This window comes from Pseudomonas sp. P7759, assembly GCF_013386445.1.
Lineage (GTDB): Bacteria > Pseudomonadota > Gammaproteobacteria > Pseudomonadales > Pseudomonadaceae > Aquipseudomonas > Aquipseudomonas azotoformans_A.
Genome location: NZ_JACART010000056.1, coordinates 1 through 17785 on the forward strand (window position 1 = coordinate 1; position 17785 = coordinate 17785).

At 59.7% G+C, this 17785-nt stretch carries 17 protein-coding genes and 1 rRNA gene; 9 read left to right on the forward strand and 9 right to left on the reverse strand.

The genetic code is table 11. From position 1 onward, the window contains the following. The first annotated feature begins 37 nt into the window (after positions 1 to 37). The 4 genes from rrf (at position 38) to HX823_RS28325 (ending at position 3876) form a co-directional block, all read left to right on the forward strand. A 5S ribosomal RNA gene (gene rrf / locus HX823_RS28310) occupies positions 38 to 153 on the forward strand. A 157-nt stretch (positions 154 to 310) separates the two neighbouring features. Then, the gene (locus tag HX823_RS28315) at positions 311 to 970 is read left to right on the forward strand and encodes a paraquat-inducible protein A (protein WP_038842691.1); all 660 of its coding nucleotides are present in this window, start codon (positions 311 to 313) and stop codon (positions 968 to 970) included. Further along, on the forward strand, positions 957 to 1580 hold the full coding sequence (locus tag HX823_RS28320) for a paraquat-inducible protein A (RefSeq protein ID WP_033898388.1): 624 nt from the start codon (positions 957 to 959) through the stop codon (positions 1578 to 1580). Before HX823_RS28315 ends, HX823_RS28320 begins: the two co-directional genes overlap by 14 nt. Beyond that, positions 1573 to 3876: a PqiB family protein gene (locus HX823_RS28325; RefSeq protein ID WP_038842694.1), complete on the forward strand. Its 2304-nt coding sequence runs from the start codon at positions 1573 to 1575 to the stop codon at positions 3874 to 3876. The genes HX823_RS28320 and HX823_RS28325 overlap by 8 nt, the downstream gene beginning before the upstream one ends. 61 nt (positions 3877 to 3937) lie before the next feature. On the opposite strand, the gene mksF is transcribed toward HX823_RS28325, so the two are convergent. The 3 genes from mksF to mksB are packed head-to-tail and all read right to left on the reverse strand — an operon-like array spanning position 3938 to position 8749. Further along, a complete protein-coding gene (gene mksF, locus HX823_RS28330) occupies positions 3938 to 6778 on the reverse strand; it encodes an Mks condensin complex protein MksF (protein ID WP_177077885.1) in 2841 nt (946 codons plus the stop codon). After that, positions 6775 to 7482, reverse strand: coding sequence for an Mks condensin complex protein MksE (gene mksE, locus HX823_RS28335; RefSeq protein ID WP_016974932.1), 708 nt, complete (start codon positions 7480 to 7482; stop codon positions 6775 to 6777). The genes mksF and mksE overlap by 4 nt, the downstream gene beginning before the upstream one ends. After that, positions 7472 to 8749 carry an Mks condensin complex protein MksB gene (gene mksB / locus HX823_RS28340; protein WP_177077887.1) on the reverse strand — a complete coding sequence of 426 codons (1278 nt, stop codon included), beginning with the start codon at positions 8747 to 8749 and terminating at the stop codon, positions 7472 to 7474. The genes mksE and mksB overlap by 11 nt, the downstream gene beginning before the upstream one ends. A 187-nt stretch (positions 8750 to 8936) precedes the next feature. On the opposite strand from mksB, the gene HX823_RS28345 reads away from it, so the two are divergent. Continuing rightward, a complete protein-coding gene (locus tag HX823_RS28345) occupies positions 8937 to 9683 on the forward strand; it encodes an SPOR domain-containing protein (protein ID WP_177077917.1) in 747 nt (248 codons plus the stop codon). Next, positions 9676 to 10128 (forward strand): ribosomal protein S18-alanine N-acetyltransferase, encoded by a 453-nt coding sequence (rimI, locus tag HX823_RS28350; RefSeq protein WP_177077889.1) that lies wholly within the window; start codon positions 9676 to 9678, stop codon positions 10126 to 10128. The genes HX823_RS28345 and rimI overlap by 8 nt, the downstream gene beginning before the upstream one ends. An 11-nt stretch (positions 10129 to 10139) precedes the next feature. Here rimI and HX823_RS28355 read toward each other — a convergent pair whose 3' ends face one another. Continuing rightward, positions 10140 to 10442, reverse strand: a complete 303-nt coding sequence (locus HX823_RS28355; protein ID WP_033898397.1) for a hypothetical protein — start codon at positions 10440 to 10442, stop codon at positions 10140 to 10142. A 139-nt stretch (positions 10443 to 10581) separates the two neighbouring features. Here HX823_RS28355 and can point away from each other — a divergent pair, with 139 nt between their 5' ends. After that, positions 10582 to 11226, forward strand: coding sequence for a carbonate dehydratase (gene can / locus HX823_RS28360; protein ID WP_003188288.1), 645 nt, complete (start codon positions 10582 to 10584; stop codon positions 11224 to 11226). Here the strand turns inward: can and HX823_RS28365 are convergent. The 4 genes from HX823_RS28365 to HX823_RS28380 all read right to left on the reverse strand — a co-directional run bounded on the left by HX823_RS28365 (position 11223) and on the right by HX823_RS28380 (position 15290). Next, a complete protein-coding gene (locus HX823_RS28365) occupies positions 11223 to 11747 on the reverse strand; it encodes an SET domain-containing protein-lysine N-methyltransferase (protein ID WP_177077891.1) in 525 nt (174 codons plus the stop codon). The genes can and HX823_RS28365 overlap by 4 nt on opposite strands. Positions 11748 to 11894: 147 nt before the next feature. Next, positions 11895 to 13064: a hypothetical protein gene (locus HX823_RS28370; RefSeq protein ID WP_177077893.1), complete on the reverse strand. Its 1170-nt coding sequence runs from the start codon at positions 13062 to 13064 to the stop codon at positions 11895 to 11897. 122 nt (positions 13065 to 13186) lie between these two features. Continuing rightward, positions 13187 to 14887, reverse strand: a complete 1701-nt coding sequence (acpA, locus tag HX823_RS28375; protein WP_177077895.1) for an acid phosphatase — start codon at positions 14885 to 14887, stop codon at positions 13187 to 13189. 82 nt (positions 14888 to 14969) lie between these two features. After that, positions 14970 to 15290, reverse strand: coding sequence for a hypothetical protein (locus tag HX823_RS28380; RefSeq protein WP_177077897.1), 321 nt, complete (start codon positions 15288 to 15290; stop codon positions 14970 to 14972). Positions 15291 to 15530: 240 nt separating this feature from the next. Between HX823_RS28380 and HX823_RS28385 the strand changes: the two genes are divergently transcribed. Both HX823_RS28385 and HX823_RS28390 read left to right on the forward strand, forming a co-directional pair. After that, on the forward strand, positions 15531 to 15821 hold the full coding sequence (locus HX823_RS28385) for a nucleotidyltransferase family protein (RefSeq protein WP_038842721.1): 291 nt from the start codon (positions 15531 to 15533) through the stop codon (positions 15819 to 15821). Continuing rightward, the gene (locus tag HX823_RS28390; RefSeq protein WP_038842723.1) at positions 15818 to 16162 is read left to right on the forward strand and encodes a DUF86 domain-containing protein; all 345 of its coding nucleotides are present in this window, start codon (positions 15818 to 15820) and stop codon (positions 16160 to 16162) included. The genes HX823_RS28385 and HX823_RS28390 overlap by 4 nt, the downstream gene beginning before the upstream one ends. Before the next feature lie 36 nt (positions 16163 to 16198). Here the strand turns inward: HX823_RS28390 and HX823_RS28395 are convergent, their stop codons facing one another. Then, positions 16199 to 17617, reverse strand: a complete 1419-nt coding sequence (locus tag HX823_RS28395) for a TIGR00366 family protein (protein ID WP_177077899.1) — start codon at positions 17615 to 17617, stop codon at positions 16199 to 16201. Between the last annotated feature and the right edge of the window lie 168 nt (positions 17618 to 17785).

Below are 17785 nucleotides of genomic sequence, written 5' to 3' on the forward strand. Positions count from 1 at the left end.
GAAGCGAGGCACATGCCACGACTCAGTACCCGAATTTCTTGACGACCATAGAGCATTGGAACCACCTGATCCCATCCCGAACTCAGCAGTGAAACGATGCATCGCCGATGGTAGTGTGGGGTTTCCCCATGTGAGAGTAGGTCATCGTCAAGATTAAATTCCAAAACCCCATTTGCGAAAGCAGATGGGGTTTTGTTTTGGGCGGGCGAAAACTTCAGCAGCGCGAATCCCCCGACAAATTTGCACAGTTATTTCTGAACCAGACCACTAGAATAGGCACCTAACCTTTTTTAGAGTCCGAGCCCTACTTATGCCCGATCCGGTTGATGCCCGTGAGGTATCGGATTTACCACTGGACGACCTGGTGGCATGCCATGAGTGCGACTTGCTGATGCGCAAACCAGTGCTCGCCCTCGGCGAAAAAGCCCAATGCCCGCGTTGCGGTTACGAGCTGTACGCTCACCGCCACAACGTCGTTGAGCGAAGTCTCGCCCTGGTGCTGGCGGCGTTGCTGTTGTACATCCCCGCGAACTTTCTGCCGATCATGCAGCTCAATCTACTTGGGCAGTCCTCTGAAGACACCGTTTGGAGCGGCGTCGTCGGCCTGTTCGATACCGGCATGCAAGGCGTCGCCGCTGTTGTCTTCCTGTGCAGCATGGGGATTCCCTTGCTCAAGCTGCTTTGCCAGTTAGCAGTGTTGCTCAGTATTCGCTGGAACATCGGCCGCAGTTATGGACTGCTGTTGTACCGCATCTACCATCACATGAAAGACTGGGGCATGTTGGAGGTCTATCTGATGGGCGTCCTGGTGGCCATCGTTAAACTCGCGGATATGGCCGCCATCACGGTAGGCCTGGGTCTTGTCTGCTTTGTCAGCTTGTTAATGGTTCAGGTGTTGCTTGAGGTGGTGATGTCGCCCCACCAGATCTGGCAAGCGTTGTCAGGAGAGGATGAACATGCGGGCGATTGATGCAGGCATTCTGATTTGTACCGAATGTCATGAGTTGAACAAACAAGATGCCGACAGCGACGAGCAAATCTGCACGCGTTGTGGTGCACTGATCCATGCTCGTCGCCCCAACAGCCTTGCCCGCACATGGGCGCTGCTGATCACGGCGGCCATCTTGTACATTCCCGCCAACCTGTTGCCGATCATGACCATCAATTCCCTTGGTCAGGGCGATCCCAGTACCATCATGGCCGGTGTGATCCAATTGGTGCAGCACGGCATGTTCCCCATCGCCGCTGTGGTGTTCATCGCCAGTATCCTGGTGCCCACGTTCAAGCTGGTCGGCATAGGTCTGCTACTGTTCTCGGTGCAGCGTCGCCAACCGCTGTCCGCGCAACAACGCATCGTGATGTACCGCTTTATCGAATTCATTGGCCGCTGGTCCATGCTGGATATCTTCGTGATCGCCATCCTGGTGGCGGTTGTAAACTTTGGGCGACTTGCCAGTGTCGAGGCCAATCTCGGTGCTGCAGCGTTCGCCAGTGTGGTGATCTTGACGATGCTTGCCGCAGTAACTTTCGATCCCCGACTGATTTGGGATAACACGGAGTCGGACGACGACCATGAGTGATTTGCCTAAAGCTAAAACCCGCCCAGCCTCCAACTGGTCGGCTATTTGGGTGCTGCCCCTGATTGCCCTGATCATCGGTGGATGGTTGGGGTGGCGTGCCTATTCCCAACAGGGCATCGATATCCAGGTGCGCTTTGAAAGCGGTGAAGGCATCCAGGTCAACAAGACCGAAGTGGTCTACAAAGGCATGCCGGTGGGTAAGGTCAAGGCTCTGGCCTTGGACGACGAGGGCAACAATCGTGGGGTGATCGCCACCATCGAGATGAACAAGGACGTCGACCAATACCTCAAGACCAATACGCGCTTCTGGCTGGTCAAACCGAGCGTCACCCTCGCCGGTATCACCGGCCTGGAAACCCTGGTGTCAGGTAACTACATTGCTGCCAGCCCAGGCGATGGTGAGCCCACACGCAAATTCAAAGCGCTCTCTGAAGAGCCGCCTTTGTCCGATGCCAAGCCCGGCCTGCACCTGACCGTCAAGGCCGACCGCCTCGGCTCGCTCAACCGTGGCAGTCCGGTGTTCTACAAGCAGATCCAGGTCGGCCAGGTCAAAAGCTACCTGCTCTCCGAAGACCAGAGTACTGTCGAGATCAAGGTCTATATCGAGCCGACCTATGCCAGCCTGGTGCGCAAACACACGCGGTTCTGGAACGCCAGCGGCATCAGCATCGACGCCAATCTTTCCGGTGTGAAAGTCCGCAGTGAATCGCTCTCCAGCATCGTCGCCGGCGGCATCGCCTTTGCCACGCCGGAGAATCGTAAGGACAGTCCGCCGACTGATCCGAGCCTGCCCTTCCGTCTGTACGAAGATTTCGACGCGGCCGCGGCCGGCATCAGGGTCAAGGTCAAGCTCACCGATTTCGAAGGCCTACAGGCGGGGCGTACGCCAGTCATGTACAAAGGCATTCAAGTCGGCAGCCTGAAAACCCTGAAGATCAACCCTGACCTTTCCAGTGCCAACGCAGAACTGACGCTCGATCCCCTGGCCGAAGACTATTTGGTACAGGACACTCAATTCTGGGTCGTCAAACCGTCTATCTCCCTGGCAGGTATCACTGGTCTTGAAGCCTTGGTCAAGGGTAACTACATCGCCATCCGCCCAGGCGACAAAGGCAGCCCTCCACAACGAGAGTACGTTGCCCGCGCCAAGGCGCCGCCGTTGGACCTGCGTTCCCCTGGCCTGCACATGGTGCTGTTCACTGACAACCTTGGCTCCCTGGATGTCGGCAGCCCGATCCTCTACAAGCAGGTCAAGGTCGGGTCGGTGCAGAGCTACCAGTTTTCGCGCAAGAACAAGCAACTGGTGATCGGCGTCCACATCGAGAAGGAATACGAAAACCTGGTCAACGGCTCGACGCGCTTCTGGAATGCCAGCGGGGTCACCCTGACCGGTGGGCTCACAGGTGGCATCCAGGTGAAGAGCGAATCCTTGGCCAGCCTGATGGCCGGCGGCATTGCCTTCGAAACCCCGGAGCCGAACGTACCGTTGAAAAAACGTATCCCGCGTTTCCGTCTGTTTGCCGACCGCGAAGCCGCCAACCAACACGGCACCTTGGTGACCATCAAGGTCGACCGTGCCGACGGCCTGCGCCCTGGCACCCCCGTGCGTTTCAAAGGCCTGGACGTGGGCAAGATTGAAAGTGTCGATCTCAGCGCCGACATGCAGTCGGTACTGCTCAGCGCCCGTATCAACCAAGTGGCGGACCGCATTGCACGCGTCGGCAGCCAGTTCTGGGTGGTAAAGCCTGAACTGGGCCTGATGAAAACCTCCAACCTGGAAACCCTGGTCACCGGGCAATACATCGAAGTACAACCGGCGGCGAAAAACGCCGGCCCGCAAAAGAGCTTCGTCGCGTTGGACCAGCCGCCTGAAGCTGTGCATCAGGAAGCTGGCCTGAGCCTGACCCTCAGCGCCGCACGCCGTGGTTCGCTGAAGGAAGGTGTACCGGTCACTTACCGTGAAGTCACCGTGGGCAAGGTCACCGGGTACGAGTTGGGCCAGACCGCAGACCGCGTACTGATCCATATCCTGATCGAGCCTAAATATGCACCACTGGTGCGCAGCGGCAGCCGCTTCTGGAACACCAGCGGCTTTGGCCTCGACTTCGGTCTGTTCAAAGGTGCCACCGTCCGCACGGAGTCCCTGGAAACCCTGGTCGCCGGCGGTATCGCCTTCGCCACACCCGACGGCGAACGCATGGGCAACGCCGCCCGCCCACAACAAACCTTCCCGCTGTTCGACAAGTTCGAAGATGAATGGCTGACCTGGGCACCTAAAATTCCACTCGGCAAATAAGCGCTCATAAAAAAGGCCGCGATCCAGAAGATCGCGGCCTTTTGCATTTCAGCGAAACAAATCAGACTTCATCCAGCTCCGGCTCGTCCGCCTGCACATTCATCGTCGCCTTCACCACATCGTGGCGACGGATGTACTTCCAGTCCGCCTCATCGATATAGATCCCGTTCGGCCCGCTGCCGCCTTCCAGGTCGATGGCCACCTGCGCCGACACCTGCGGCTTTACACTGGCCAGAATCGGCACGAAGCCCAGCTGCAAGCTGGTTTCCAGCAACGCCGCCTGGTTTTTCTCGTCGATGTCCGCCGCCTCGTCGAGGTAGTACGGTAGACGCACGCGTCCGGCCTGGTCACGGTCCATCAAGTGCAGCAACAAGTACATGTTGGTCAACGCCTTGATGGTCATGGTGGTGCCGTTGGACGCCGCGCCATCGATGTCGGTGTGAATCACCGGCTGGCCGTGTACCTTGGTGATCTCGAACGCCAGCTCGAACAAGTCCTTGAGGCCCAACTGGTTATGGTTGGCGGCCACCAGGCGCGCCAGGTATTCCTTGGCTTCTTCGTTCTTGTTGTCCTGCTCGGCGCTTTGGCTCAGGTCGAACACCGACAGCGTCTCGCCTTCTTCATACTGGCCGGCACTGTGGATGATCTGGTCGATATGCTTGAGCGCTTCCTTGTTCGGCGCCAGCACGATGCGGAAGCTTTGCAGGTTAGAGACCTGGCGTTTGTTGATCTCGCGGTTGAACAACGCCAACTGGTGCTCAAGGCTGTCGTAATCGCTGCGGATATTGCGCAGGGTCCGCGCAATGTCGGTGACCGCCGCACGGCGTGCCTTGCCCAACGTCAGCGCTTCATCGGTACGGTGTGCATAGGCGTTGATCAGCAACTGCAGGCGACGCTCAACGTCATCCTCGCTGTCGAACTTGGCCACGCCTTTGAGGCGCACCTGGGCATACAGCGCTTCGATCTGGCCATCAGCGCGCAACAGGCCTTGCCAGCTATCCTGATAGTCATTGAGCAGCGGCAGCAGGTTGTCCATGGAATCGTCGACAGGGTCCATGAACGGTGTGCCGAACGGCAGGTCCGCCGGCAACAGTTGACGACGGCGCAGCGCGTCATCCAGCGTGCGTTGCTTGGCTTCCATATCGCCGATCTGGCGGCCCACCAGTTGCAGCTTGGCCGACAGTTGCTGGACACGCTCGGTGAACGCATCGCTGGAGCGCTTCAACTCGTCCTGCGCTGCTTCCATCTGCGCCAGGTTTTCCAGCTTCTCGCCTTCTTCTGCGCTCAGGGTTTGTGCGCGGCGGAAATCTTCCAAGGCCTTTTGCGCATCCAGCACCTGCTGGTACAACGCTTCGGTCTGGGTCTTGCTCGCAGCGCGGTCAGACGCGACAGCCTGCTGGGTTTTCAGCTGCTTGAGTTCTTTCTCCAGGCGTTCTTTCTGGTCGCGCAACGCCGCGCGGTCTGCCAAGGCTTGCAACGCAGGCGGTTCGATGTGGGAGATGTCGATGGACAGCCCCGGCACTTCAAAACGCTCACCTTTGAAGCCATCGAGGATCTGCTCCAGGGATTTAACCCACTGGCCTTCCTCGTCCAGCGTGATGCCATGCGCGCCCAATGGCAGGCTGAACAACGAACTGTTGAACAGGCGCATCAGACGCTCGACATCCGGCTGTGAGAATTCTTCCCGCAGCTTGGCGTAGCTGTTGTTGTCGGCGTGGTCGAGTTGCTGCTTGACCGACTTCAGGCGTTTTTCCAAGTCGCGTAGACGCTCGTCCAGGTCCTCAGCGCTGAACTGCCGCGACTGCGCCAACGCGCCCGCCAGTTCATCATGAGCATCCTTGGCCGCCAGCAACTGCTGTTCCAGCACCTTCACGTCATCCACCAACGCAAAGCGATGCTTGAGTACCGACAGCTCGCCCAACCAACGCTGAATCCCGCTGATTTCCCGCTCCAGGCGCATCAACTCCTGGGTGCCGCCGCGCTGGTCGTTCTGCAACGCGTCCTGCTCGTTACGGTAGTGCTCGGCCTGGATGGTCAGCTCTTCCTTGCGTGCACTGGCGTAGTCCGACCAGGTGCCCAGCAACGAATCCAACAGCGGCGACAGGCGATGCAATTTGCCGCGCAACACGTCGCGCAGGCGCACGCCATTGGACAGGGCTTCAACCAACGGGCCGGCGGCGACCAGCGAGTTGTAGTCCTGTTCCATGCGTCGCACATCACGGAAGGCTTCTTCGCACGCCGCAATGTAATCCACGCTACCGGAGCGCAGGCTGTGTTCGAACGCATCGAGGAACAGCTGCTTGAGCTTGGCCGCGGTGATTTCGCGCATGTGCAGCAGGTTGATAAACAGTGCGCGGAAGGTCTTCAGGCTCTGCTCGCTGGTGGAACGCAGCGGAATCAGGGTCAGGTCCAATGGGATCGACGTGTGGCCGCCCACCAACAAACGACGCAGTTCATCCGGCTTGAGTTCGTAGGCTTTCAGGCCTTCGCGCTCTAGGTTGGTGAACAACTCTTTCTGACGCAGGCAGGTGTCATTCTTCTGGTAGTGAGCCAGGTCCAGCTTGCCCGCATAGGCAAAGAACTGGTGACCGAAACCACCGCCCGGGCCACGCCCGACCACACCGATCACGTGCGGGCCGTGGGGCAGGGAGACTTCCACCAGGATGTAGCTGGTGTCGGTGGCAAAGTAGAAGCGCCGCGATTGTTCCAGGGTGTACTTGCCGAAACTCATGTCCGACATGCGCGCCAGGATCGGGAACTGCAAGGCGTTGATCGACGCGGATTTACCCAGGTTGTTTGCGCCATACACCGACAGCGGTTCTTCCAGCGGGAACAAGCCCAAGCTGTATCCGGCGGTGTTCAATAGGGCGAAGCGGCGGATGCCGTAGCGTTCCTTACTCATGCGTCGGTCTCCTGTTCTTCGGCAATGGCGCGGGCCAGGGCGTCTTCTTCGCTTTCGTCGGCAAAGTCGCTCAAGTCCAGCGGGTCATCGGTCTTCAGCAGTTTCTCATCGCTGTCTTCGTCGATGATCACCGGTGCCGGCAGCGGCAACACGCTGTGGACGCTGGCCGCCAGGTCACGGTCTTGCTGCACCGACAGGCACACATCGAGGAAGCGGTGCATCGGCGGCAGGAAACGATAGATGCCGTTGTCTTCGCTGGCAAAACCCAGCTGGGTCATGCGGCGCATGATTTTTTCTTCGAGTTCTTCCTGGGTCTGCACTTCGGCCTGGATAAACAGGTCGCGGTACTTCTCCAGCAGCGACGGCAGTTCATCACGGCCGAGGCTGCCACCATCGAGCACGGCAATCGGGTCGCGGCCCTGGTCGGCCAGGTGCTCGACGATGATGAAGGTGAACAATGCCAGGCGCTGGGCGGTTTTGTTTACCTGCGCGGCGGCCACGGCGGTGTCCGGCACGAAGTAGTAGAAACCCCGCGTATCGCACACCAGTTCAAAGCCCAGGGCCTTGAACAGCGTGCGGTACTGGTCCTGGAAGTTCGACAGTTGCGCGTACAGCTCCGGGTCGCGGCGGCTGACGTGGTAACCCTTGAACAGCTCGCGAAAGATCGGCGCCAGCTGGGACAGTTCGGATAGATCAAGATGCATGGGGTGTACTCGCAGAGTGCTCGGCGGCGTCGGAACCGACCGGGAGCAGGGCGAAGGAGCGCAGGCTGACCTGGTGCTCGGTGGTGTGGTACTCGCGGCGTTCCAGGCGTTCGCGCTTGAAGCGTTTTTCGCGGGACAAGCGCGAGAACCAGTACAGCAATTCGTCGGTGGCGCCGTCCGGTTCCTGCTCCAGCAGCCAGGTCATCAGGTCTGGCATCGGCAGCGCGTCTTCGCAGCGTTCGAGCATCTCCTTGACCGTGCGCGGTGCGCGCTGGGCGTCGCCTTTGTAGGATTTGTGCGCCTTGGGAAATTTTGCCGGTTTCGGCTCGAAATTCGCCAGGGCGTAGACATAGGCTTCCACTTGGCTGGCACTGCCGAGGAAGGTGCTTTGCGGGCGGGTAAACATCGGCATCGCGGCCTGTGGCACCGCGTCCAGCCCTTTACGGCGTATGGCCGACAGGGCCAGCGCCGCGCCACGGGTCACGGCATTGTGCCGGCGCGCTTCTTCACGCAGCGGCAGCAGCAGTTCGCGGGCATGACGCAAGGTCAGCTGGGCGCTGGTCTGCATTTCGAGGATGCGCGCATGGGTGCGCAGCAGCATGTCATCGTCAACCAAATGGCCGAGGCGCTGTTGCTCGGTGAGCATGCGCAGCAGCACATTTTCCACCTTGCGCACGCCTTGTTCGAAGGCACCGTCGGCGTTCACCAGTTGGATCATCGGTTCGACGTATTCGTCCCAGGTCGCCAGGACTTCGGCGTAACGCTGGCGCAACGGGATCTGCCGGTCGCTGGTCTTGGCCCGGTCTGCCACGGCGGCGAGGGCCTGTTCGTCGTTGGCGAGTTTTTTCAGCACGTCCCGCACGCGCATGTCGAGCAAGCGCAGTTGGCGGGCGAGGTCGTGACCATCACGGATGTCGAAGGCGTCCTGGATATAACCCGCCAGGCGCTCGAGATGGCGCAGGTAGGCTTCGATTTCCAGGCACAGGCCAAGCCGGTGCTCCTTGCGAAGATAGGCCAGGAAGTCGTGGATCTGTGCGTTGAGCTCGAAACGGTTCGGGCTTTTGGCGACAGGCACCAGGATATCCAGGCGAATCCACACGTCCAGCAGGCTGGTAATGTCCTGCGGCGTGCTGTCCAGTTGTTGGGCCGCCAATTGCGCGCGCAACTCGCCAAGGCTCAAGGTGCCTTGGTCGAAGTGTTCGCACAGTGGCTCAAGCAGGGCCCAGTGTTCGGCGAGGGCGCGCAAGACGCGCTTGGGTTCGATCATCGGAATGGCCGGCTGGTTGGCGATTAAAAGTCGCGATTGTACTGCATCGGACGCGGGATTTATCCACAGCCGGTCAGTGCGCAGTGGGCGATTGTTGCCGAACAGCGGTAGAATCCCCGCTCTTTAGTTATCCACAAGTGGCCGAGCTGTGCTTATCGAGTCCCGACGTCGCGCTTACTTGACCGCCATGCAGGTGGTCAACTGGCTGCCCCGCACCGAACTGCCGTTTGCCGCGCCGTCGCGGCCCGAGCTGTTGCAGGCGCTTGAGCCCTATGAGGCGTTCGAGTCGTCCGGCGAGGAGGCGGCCGCGCCAGTGGCGGTGGTCAAGCCTGCGCCTGAAGCGCGCCCGGTCGTCGAACGGGCCAAGGTCGAAGTGCCGCGTCCGTCGCCGGTGACCAAGGCGGCCAAAGTCGTGGAAGAGGCGGCCCCGGTGGTCAAGGCCCCAGAGGTACCGCCGCCGCGTTTCGCCCTGCAGTTGCTACGGGCCGGGCGCTGCCTGCTGCTGGTCGAGTTGCCCACCGGCGAACGTTTCCAGACCCGCGACCCCGCCTACATGCTGCTCAAGGACATGCTGCGCGCCGCCGGCCTGCCCGACAGCCCGCAAATCGTCGGCGACCCGGTGCGCTGGCCGCTGCTGGTGCGCGGCAACATGGACCAGGGCCCGGAAGCAGCGCGGGATTTTGTGCAAGGTTTTGTGTCGGCGCGCTTGGAAGACGAACCCTGCGTATGCCTGTGGCTGATCGGACTGCCCGCTGTGCGCTTTGCCGGCGAAGCCAATGCCGAAGCCTGGTACCGCGAACTGCAGGTCGAAGGCCTGGGTTCGGTATGGGCCCTGCCGGGCCTGGAATTATTAATGGAAGAGCCACAGCGTAAGGCTGATGTCTGGCAAGCCATGCGCCGGCTGATGGCGCGCTGGAAAACAACCGATGAGTGAGGCTTTATCCTTTCGCCCGATGACCGAGTCTGACCTCGACGCCGTGCTGAAAATCGAATACGCGGCGTTCAGCCACCCCTGGACCCGTGGGATTTTTCTCGATGGGCTGGGCAAATACCAGATCTGGTTGATGTTCGAAGGTGAGCAACAGGTCGGGCATGGTGTGGTGCAGATCATCCTTGATGAGGCTCACCTGCTGAACATCACCGTCAAACCGGAAAACCAGGGACGCGGCCTTGGCCTGGCGCTGCTGGAGCACCTGATGTCCCGCGCCTACGCCGCCAGTGCGCGTGAGTGCTTCCTGGAAGTGCGCGACAGCAATACCGGCGCGTTCCGCCTGTATGAGCGTTATGGCTTCAACGAAATCGGCCGTCGGCGGGATTATTACCCCGCCGTGGGAGGCCGCGAAGACGCGGTCGTCATGGCCTGTACCCTGGTCGACTGACCGCGCCTGACCTAGCGGTTTCCGTCCAGCGGATCCCGCTTCGCCAATTCCGCCTCATCCAGGCCATTGCCGCCGCCAATCTCGTCCTCGTCCACGATACTCAGGTCGTAATCTGCCGGATTGTCTTCGCCTTCCTCCCTGGCATCCCGTGCGCCATCCTCAGGGATCAAGGTTTCGGGGGTTAAATCATCACCGGTCTGCGCCGAGGGCTCATCCTGGTCAAAATCCAGCTCACGCATCGAACCCATGCGATCTTCATTGTCATCAATGGGTTCGGGCTGCGTAGCGCCGTAGGGACGTCGTGATTCAGTCATGGCCTATCCTCATACTGTGGGGCTTATAGTGTGTGGACAGGCTGCGCGGCCCAAAGATTCAAGCTAATTCACGCGCGGCGTGACCTGGACGTGGGGTTGTCAGTCACAAAACTGCGCATCATTCCTGAGGCTTTCCCTGATGAACGAACTACAAGACCTGCTTGATAACAATGAACGCTGGGCGGACGCGATCAAACAGGAAGATCCCGAATTCTTCGCCAAGCTCGCCCGCCAGCAAACTCCGGAATACCTGTGGATCGGCTGTTCCGACGCCCGCGTGCCGGCCAACGAGATCGTCGGCATGCTGCCGGGGGATTTGTTCGTGCACCGCAACGTGGCCAACGTAGTGCTGCACACCGACCTCAATTGCCTGTCGGTGATCCAGTACGCAGTGGACGTGCTCAAGGTCAAACACATCCTCGTTACCGGCCACTACGGCTGCGGCGGCGTGCGCGCCTCGATGCAGGACCGTCAGTTCGGCCTGATCGACGGCTGGCTGCGCACCATTCGTGACCTCTATTACGAAAACCGTGATGTGCTGGCTCAGTTGCCGACCGAAGAAGAGCGCGTCGACCGTATGTGCGAGCTGAACGTGATCCAGCAAGTGGCCAACGTCGGCCACACCAGCATTGTGCAAAACGCCTGGCACCGTGGGCAGAGCCTGTCGATCCATGGCTGCATCTACGGCATCAAGGATGGGCGCTGGAAGAGCTTGAACACCACCATAAGTGGCTTCGAGCAATTGCCGCCGCAGTATCGCCTGCGTCCGTTGGGTGAAGCCTAAGGGTCGTCGCGGCTGCGCTTCTGTTCCAGGAAGCGCAGCCCCTCTGTGTTGATTTGTTGCTTCCCTCCTTTGATCCAGCCTCTGCAATGAGGGGCGCCGCAATGGCAAGAAAATTGGCGGTGCAAGCTGTCGAACGTCAACGTGAAGTCGAGTGTGATCCAGCTGCCGGCGCTGACTTTTGCCACTGTCCACAGCTCCAGGTAGTCAGTGTCGGCACACGTATTGGGCGCGCACGAGTGACGAATCAGGCCCATGAACCATCGGTCATACAGGTAAATGCGCGAAGAAATCTGGAACGCATGTTGCCCCAGTTCACTCAACGCATAGCCGGATAACCTGGCAATACACGTCTGACTGTCAAAACTGACGCGAGCCTTGATCCCTATGGACTCACCTTCTCGGTTGTTAACCACTTGAAACTCGCGGCTTGAGGGGTAGCCGCTTGCAAGAGATAGGTTCGCGAAAGGGTAAAGGCAGTCATTCACAGCAGTTTTAGCCTTATCCATGGCCTGAGTTTTCATAACTCTCCTGGGTTAGGCTGCATCGACCTGCGGGTGGTGTCTGACTACCAGTCTTGCAGCGAATGGGCGCGGCTCAAGACTCGCTGAACGTGGATCCGATTTCTACTGTCAATGTTGACAGTAGAAATCGGTTGTTTTTTGTGCGATTTACAGCGCCGGGGCTGTGATCGCGGGGGCTGGGGCGGCGTTTTTCAGCTGTTTCAACTGGCCCTTGATGGCCGGTGTGGCGCATTTTGCATTGGCATCCACCGAGGTCATGTTGCGCACCGAGGTGTAGAACAATTCGCACGTCTGTTCCTTGCGCGTTACCTGCCACGTATTCATGCACGCCTTGAGCAATACGTTTGGATCGCTTGCAGGTTTTTGCCCCATACCGGCCTGCCAGCAGGCGGCGCTCAAATCCTGACCCATCACCTTCAAGCCGGCCTCGTCGGCTTTCTGCTCGTTGCCATCGTAGGTGTCGGGGCTTGCGGCATACCAGATATAGCTCGGGTGGTTGGCGCCCAGCACTGACACGCTTTTGCCCGGCGTCGGGCTGATCTGCGCCAGGCTCAGCACGTTCACGGTCTGCCCATACTGCTGCTTGATCCAGCTGCGTACCGGTGCGCCAAATGCCACCATCGGCAACGCGCCTTTGGCGGACAGGCTCAGTTCCTGGACCATGCGCGTCTGGTAGTCGGTGAAGTAGCTGTAGACGGTTTCCAGGTCCTTGCCCGCGTTGGAAGGCGCGGCGATAGGCGCAATATCGATGATGGTCTGGTAAGCCGGCGTTTCGGTGGCCGGGATGCCGTTATCCGTGAGCAACGTGGCCCAGCGGTCGGTGGTGGCCGATTCCAGGTAATCCTGGGCCTGGGTCAGCGAATAATCCGGTGGAAAGTGCAGTAGCTCGATGCTCTTGCGGTTTTCCAGGGCCATGCCCAACGGCAGGAACAGGTACCAGTTATAGGCCCACTTGCCGTCAGTGTTGAGTTTGTTGGCGCCTTGATAGGCCAGGTCGGCGGTATTGAGCAACGTGGTCAGGGGTTGGCCGTAATTGTCAGGCACACCGCTGAAAGTCGCTGACACCTGCCCGTCATGGGTCTTGACGCTGACTTTTGCGCGGCTGTAGCCATCCCGTTGCAGGCTCTGGTTCAAGTAATGCTCGGCAGTCTGTTCCAGCGTCCATGGCCGAAAGCAGATCACATTGCAATTGTTGGGGAAGGCGAACAGTTGGGTCACGCGTTGCGTACTCCCCAATGGCACCTCGATGTCGGCCTGTACGACCGCACTCGCCATCAGTGCGGCCAGGGTGAAGGACAACCTGGTCGGTTTAAACATTGTTGTTTCCTTGTCAGCGAAAGCCCGTCTGCGCGGGGTGAAAGCCCACCTCCACACAGTAGCGGTTGACCAGGAAAACCGCGTGCTAAATCGCCAGGTGTGTCGCTATTGGATAAGAAAACCTACAGGCTGAACTGCAACGCGTTGCTCAAGTCGCCCATGGGTTTCTGGCCACGGGCGGTCATCGCGTCATCACGTTGCTTGAGGCCGTCCAAGGTCTCCAACCGGAATACGCGGGTGATCAAGCGCAGGATCGACGCCGTGTCGTACACCGTATGGTCCACGGTGCCCTTGCGTGCAAACGGCGACACCACGATCGCCGGGATCCGCGTACCAGGGCCCCAACGGTCGCCCTTGGGCGGTGCCACATGGTCCCACCAGCCGCCGTTTTCATCGACGGTCACCACCACCACCATGTTTTTCCACTGCGGGCTTTCTTGCAGCACCTTCAGGGCGCGGGCGATATGGCGGTCGCCCGAGGCCACGTCGGCGTAACCCGCGTGCATGTTCAGGTTGCCCTGGGGCTTGTAGAAGGTCACGGCAGGCAGCTTGCCGGCTTGCGCGTCAGCGAAGAACTTGTTGGTGCTGGACTCGTCACCCAGGCCGCCATCGCGCAGGCGCTTGTCACGCTCCACACGATTCTCAGGACCCTGCTGCTTGAAGTAGTTGAACGGCTGGTGGTGATACTGGAAGTTGGGGATCTTCGGAATACCGCCCGAATCCTTGAACTGATCCAGGGTGGCTTGCCACGCACCGGCATACCAGGCCCAGTCGACATTCTTTTTCGACAGCTTGTCGCCAATGTGTTCGTGGGTTTGCGGCACCAGCACATTGGGCAGGTCGGGTTTGGAGTAATCCGGGTTTTCCGGGTCGCGGATCCAGGTCGGCCAGTAGGGCGGGGCCAAGGTATTCACGCCGTAACCGTCTGGGGTCAACGCGCTGGGGCCGAACTGCGGTGGGCCGGTCATGGCGCTGGCTGGCGACTTGTCCAGCGGCTTGAGGCGCGGGTCGGTGGGGTCATCGCTTTGCAGCGTGGCGATCTGCGCCTTGGCCACCGATTGCGCGGCATTCGGGTAAAACGGCGCGGTGGCGCTGATCAGGTACTGGTGGTTGAGGAACGAGCCACCAAACGCGCCCTGGAAGAAGTTGTCGCAGAGCACGAACTCCTTGGCAACGTCCCACAGGCGCAGGGAATAACGGCTCTGGGCGTAATGACCCATTACCAGCCCACCCGAGTCGGCCCAGGCGACAAAATTGTCGTTTTTACCGCCATTGATTTGCATCTGGTTCTGGTAGAACACGTGCCACAAGTCGCGGGTGACCAGGCTCAGGGGCAGGTCTTCGGCGTTCGGGCCCTTGAGGGCGAAGGGCGCATTGGGCAGGTTTTCCTGGAATTGCACTTCACTGGGGTAGGTCACCCCGTCCACTGATTGTGGGCCGACTTGCAGCACGCCACCCCAGGCTGGTGGCAGGGTGGTCAGCAGGCTACCGTCGCGGTCGCGTTGTTGGGTATCGGCGGCGGACAGCGCCGACAGCGGCTTCTCCACACCAGGGAAATCTGCAAACAGGTTATTGAAGCTGCGGTTCTCGGCATAAATCACCACCACGGTTTTCACCTGGTCGTGCAGTGCCTTGTCCAACTCTTGCGACGTGAGCGGACGTGCCACCGGTTTGCCCGGCGCTTCGCTGGTGTTGCCGCAGGCACTTAACGTCGCGCCGACCCCCAATACCGCCGCGCCTCCCAGGAAGCGCCGGCGGCTGGTGTCGACCGGTGGTGGGGCGGCGGAATCGGGGGCAGGGCGGTCTTCGTGCTCGTCACTCATTGCGGGGGAGTCCTTGGCGAGATGTTGCAAGATATTTCGCAGGACGGTAGCAATGCAATGTGACGGAACGAAGACACTGATTTCACAGCAGGCGCAGTGCCAGCTGGCTGCCCGCGCGCAAGTACTCCACCTGGGCCGTCACTGCATCCTTGACGATGGCCTCGCCGGTGTCGGTCAGCTTGGCCTTCTTTGCATCGATGACACTGGTCTGCAACAGTTGCATCGCCACGTCGATCGATTTCTGTAACGCGGTGATGTTGTTATGCAGGCCGAACTCCTTGATCACGGCGGCCATGCGGCGGTCGGCGTCGTCGCGCAAGGTTCGGTATTCGGTGACCGAAACGTTGTCGTCCTTGTAGATATCAGTGATCAGGTCTTCCAGTGATTTGGAGAGGGGCGTCATCGGATTTTCCTTGGTTCCAGGTGAGGAGGAATCCGAGACAGGTTAATCAAAGGCGTTGATGGGAGGAGTCAGGAAGGGCCATCCATCTGAGTGAGATAAGCCTACGCGTTTGGTCAGAGAACTGGCTTTCATCTTGTCGATTGTATTCGGGGTCAGGTGTTTTAACGGGCGGTATGCATGTGTCTACTGGCGGCCTGCACTGCTAGACTGGTTGGATAATGGATGCCATTGAGGTGAACCGTGAAACCTTCAACCGCCCTTGACCAACAGCGAGCCGCCGTCAGAGAAGTGGTCGGACGCTTTCGCATCTCAAACCCAAGAGTATTCGGGTCTGTGTTGCTGGGGACCGACCAAGAGGGCAGTGATCTGGATTTGTTGGTCGATGCACCGCCTGGAACGACGCTTTTTGATCTTGGCGGGCTGCAGGTCGAGCTTGAGGATCTGCTCGGGGTCAATGTGGACTTGCTGACGCCCGCAGATTTGCCGTTGAAGTTTCGCGCAAAAGTGTTGGCAGAGGCGCGGCCAGTATGACAATGAACCGTCTTGAAGATTATTTGAATCACATTCGGCAAGCGGCTACAGATGCGATCACCTTTGTCGAGGGTTTGGGCAAAGATGAATTCCTGGAAGACAGACGTACCCAACAAGCCGTGATTATGAGCTTGATCATCATTGGTGAGGCGTCGACGAAAATCATGGACCAGTACCCGGATTTTGCGGCAGCTCACTCACAAGTACCATGGCGTAGCATGCGCGGAATGCGCAACCGAATCGCCCACGGTTACTTCGATATTAACCTTGATGTGGTTTGGGACACGATCCAGAGCGCTTTACCTGATTTATTGGAGCGTCTTCCCGTCGCAGCTGTATGAAGCACCCGTTGCAACAACAGGTGCTTCATCCGTTGATCAGGGCATGACCGGCGGCAAATACTTCAACGTCGTCCCCAACGCCCACAGCAAGAACAACACCAGCGGCGTGTGCACCAGCAACTGCACGAACGAAAACCCGATCAAATCCCGCGCCTTCAGCCCCAGCACGCCCAGCAACGGCAGCATATAGAACGGGTTGATCAGGTTTGGCAGCGCCTCGGCAGCGTTGTAGATCTGCACCGCCCAGCCCAGGTGATATTGCAGGTCATTGGCCACCTGCATCACATAGGGCGCTTCGATGATCCACTTGCCGCCGCCCGACGGAATGAAGAAACCGAGCACCGCCGAGTACACGCCCATCAGCAGAGCGTAGGTGTCGTGGGAGGCGATGGACGTGAAGAAGGTCGAAATGTGGTGGGCCAGGGTCTGGCCGTCGCCGCCTTTTACCACCGTCATCAGCGCGGCAATCGAGCCGTACAGTGGGAACTGGATCAGCACGCCGGTGGTGGTGGGTACCGCACGGGCCACCGCATCGAGGAAGCTGCGCGGGCGCCAGTGCAGCAGGGCGCCGACCATGATGAACAGGAAGTTGTAGGTGTTCAGCCCCGAAATTGCACTGATTGCCGGCTTGGTCGAAAACTCGTGGAACAGCCAACCGGCTGCCAGCAGCGCCAGCAGGATGGTCAGCAATGGACTGTGTTCCAGCCATTCACCGGGTCGCGTCGGTGCTTGAATCTTTGGCAGGTTGAGCGCCGGGTCGACGCCACAGGCCTTGGCATCACGCGCACTGTTCGGGCCGGGCGCAGTGGCGTAGGCGATGATGAGTGAGACCACGATCAACGCCAGCAGCAACACGCCGGATTGCCACAGGAAGATGGTGTCAGTGAACGGGATCACCCCCGTGATCGACAGGATCGACGGCGGCAGGCTGGCCGGGTTGGCCTGCAACTGCGCGGCGGACGACGACAACCCCAGCGCCCATACGGCGCCCAACCCCAGATACGCCGCGGCACCGGCCGCGCGGTAATCCATCTTCAAATCCGTACGACGCGCCAGCGCCCGTACCAGCAAACCGCCGAACACCAGGGACAGGCCCCAGTTCAGCAAGGAGGCGACCATCGAGATCAACGCCACCCAGGCCACGGCGGAGCGGCCGTTCTTGGGGATACGCGCCAGGCGGTCGATCAGTTTCACCGCGGGCGGCGAACTGGCCACCACATAACCGCCGATCACCACGAAGGCCATCTGCATGGTGAACGGGATCAGGCTCCAGAACCCGTCACCGAACGCTTTGGCGGCCTCGGTCGGCGCGGCGCCCATGCCCAGGGTCGCCACGGCGACGATGATCACGGCGAGTGCGGCAAACACCCAGGAGTCGGGGAACCAGCGTTCGGCGAAGTTGGAGCAACGCAGGGCAAAGCGGGCATAGCGGCTTTCTTCGATAGCGTCGGCCACGAGTCTTTCCTCTTATAGTTATTAGGTGCAGGCAATTTTCCGGCATGTTCCGCTACGGCCATTGATATGGGAATGCAGTTATCTTCATCGATCCATGAGGAAAACAAATATATCTGTCGTGATTGCCATCAATGGGCTCAGCTCATAACCTGCACGCCATTTTGTTTG

What these genes read in the sequence shown, in the direction of transcription:
- mksF (WP_177077885.1), bottom strand. Translation starts at nt 6,778, where the DNA reads ATGAGTAAGGAACGCTACGGCATCCGCCGCTTCGCCCTATTGAACACC.
- HX823_RS28320 (WP_033898388.1), top strand. Translation starts at nt 957, where the DNA reads ATGCGGGCGATTGATGCAGGCATTCTGATTTGTACCGAATGTCATGAG.
- HX823_RS28355 (WP_033898397.1), bottom strand. Translation starts at nt 10,442, where the DNA reads ATGACTGAATCACGACGTCCCTACGGCGCTACGCAGCCCGAACCCATT.
- HX823_RS28315 (WP_038842691.1), top strand. Translation starts at nt 311, where the DNA reads ATGCCCGATCCGGTTGATGCCCGTGAGGTATCGGATTTACCACTGGAC.
- HX823_RS28380 (WP_177077897.1), bottom strand. Translation starts at nt 15,290, where the DNA reads ATGACGCCCCTCTCCAAATCACTGGAAGACCTGATCACTGATATCTAC.
- HX823_RS28325 (WP_038842694.1), top strand. Translation starts at nt 1,573, where the DNA reads ATGAGTGATTTGCCTAAAGCTAAAACCCGCCCAGCCTCCAACTGGTCG.
- rimI (WP_177077889.1), top strand. Translation starts at nt 9,676, where the DNA reads ATGAGTGAGGCTTTATCCTTTCGCCCGATGACCGAGTCTGACCTCGAC.
- can (WP_003188288.1), top strand. Translation starts at nt 10,582, where the DNA reads ATGAACGAACTACAAGACCTGCTTGATAACAATGAACGCTGGGCGGAC.
- HX823_RS28390 (WP_038842723.1), top strand. Translation starts at nt 15,818, where the DNA reads ATGACAATGAACCGTCTTGAAGATTATTTGAATCACATTCGGCAAGCG.
- HX823_RS28345 (WP_177077917.1), top strand. Translation starts at nt 8,937, where the DNA reads ATGCAGGTGGTCAACTGGCTGCCCCGCACCGAACTGCCGTTTGCCGCG.
- acpA (WP_177077895.1), bottom strand. Translation starts at nt 14,887, where the DNA reads ATGAGTGACGAGCACGAAGACCGCCCTGCCCCCGATTCCGCCGCCCCA.
- mksE (WP_016974932.1), bottom strand. Translation starts at nt 7,482, where the DNA reads ATGCATCTTGATCTATCCGAACTGTCCCAGCTGGCGCCGATCTTTCGC.
- mksB (WP_177077887.1), bottom strand. Translation starts at nt 8,749, where the DNA reads ATGATCGAACCCAAGCGCGTCTTGCGCGCCCTCGCCGAACACTGGGCC.
- HX823_RS28365 (WP_177077891.1), bottom strand. Translation starts at nt 11,747, where the DNA reads ATGAAAACTCAGGCCATGGATAAGGCTAAAACTGCTGTGAATGACTGC.
- HX823_RS28370 (WP_177077893.1), bottom strand. Translation starts at nt 13,064, where the DNA reads ATGTTTAAACCGACCAGGTTGTCCTTCACCCTGGCCGCACTGATGGCG.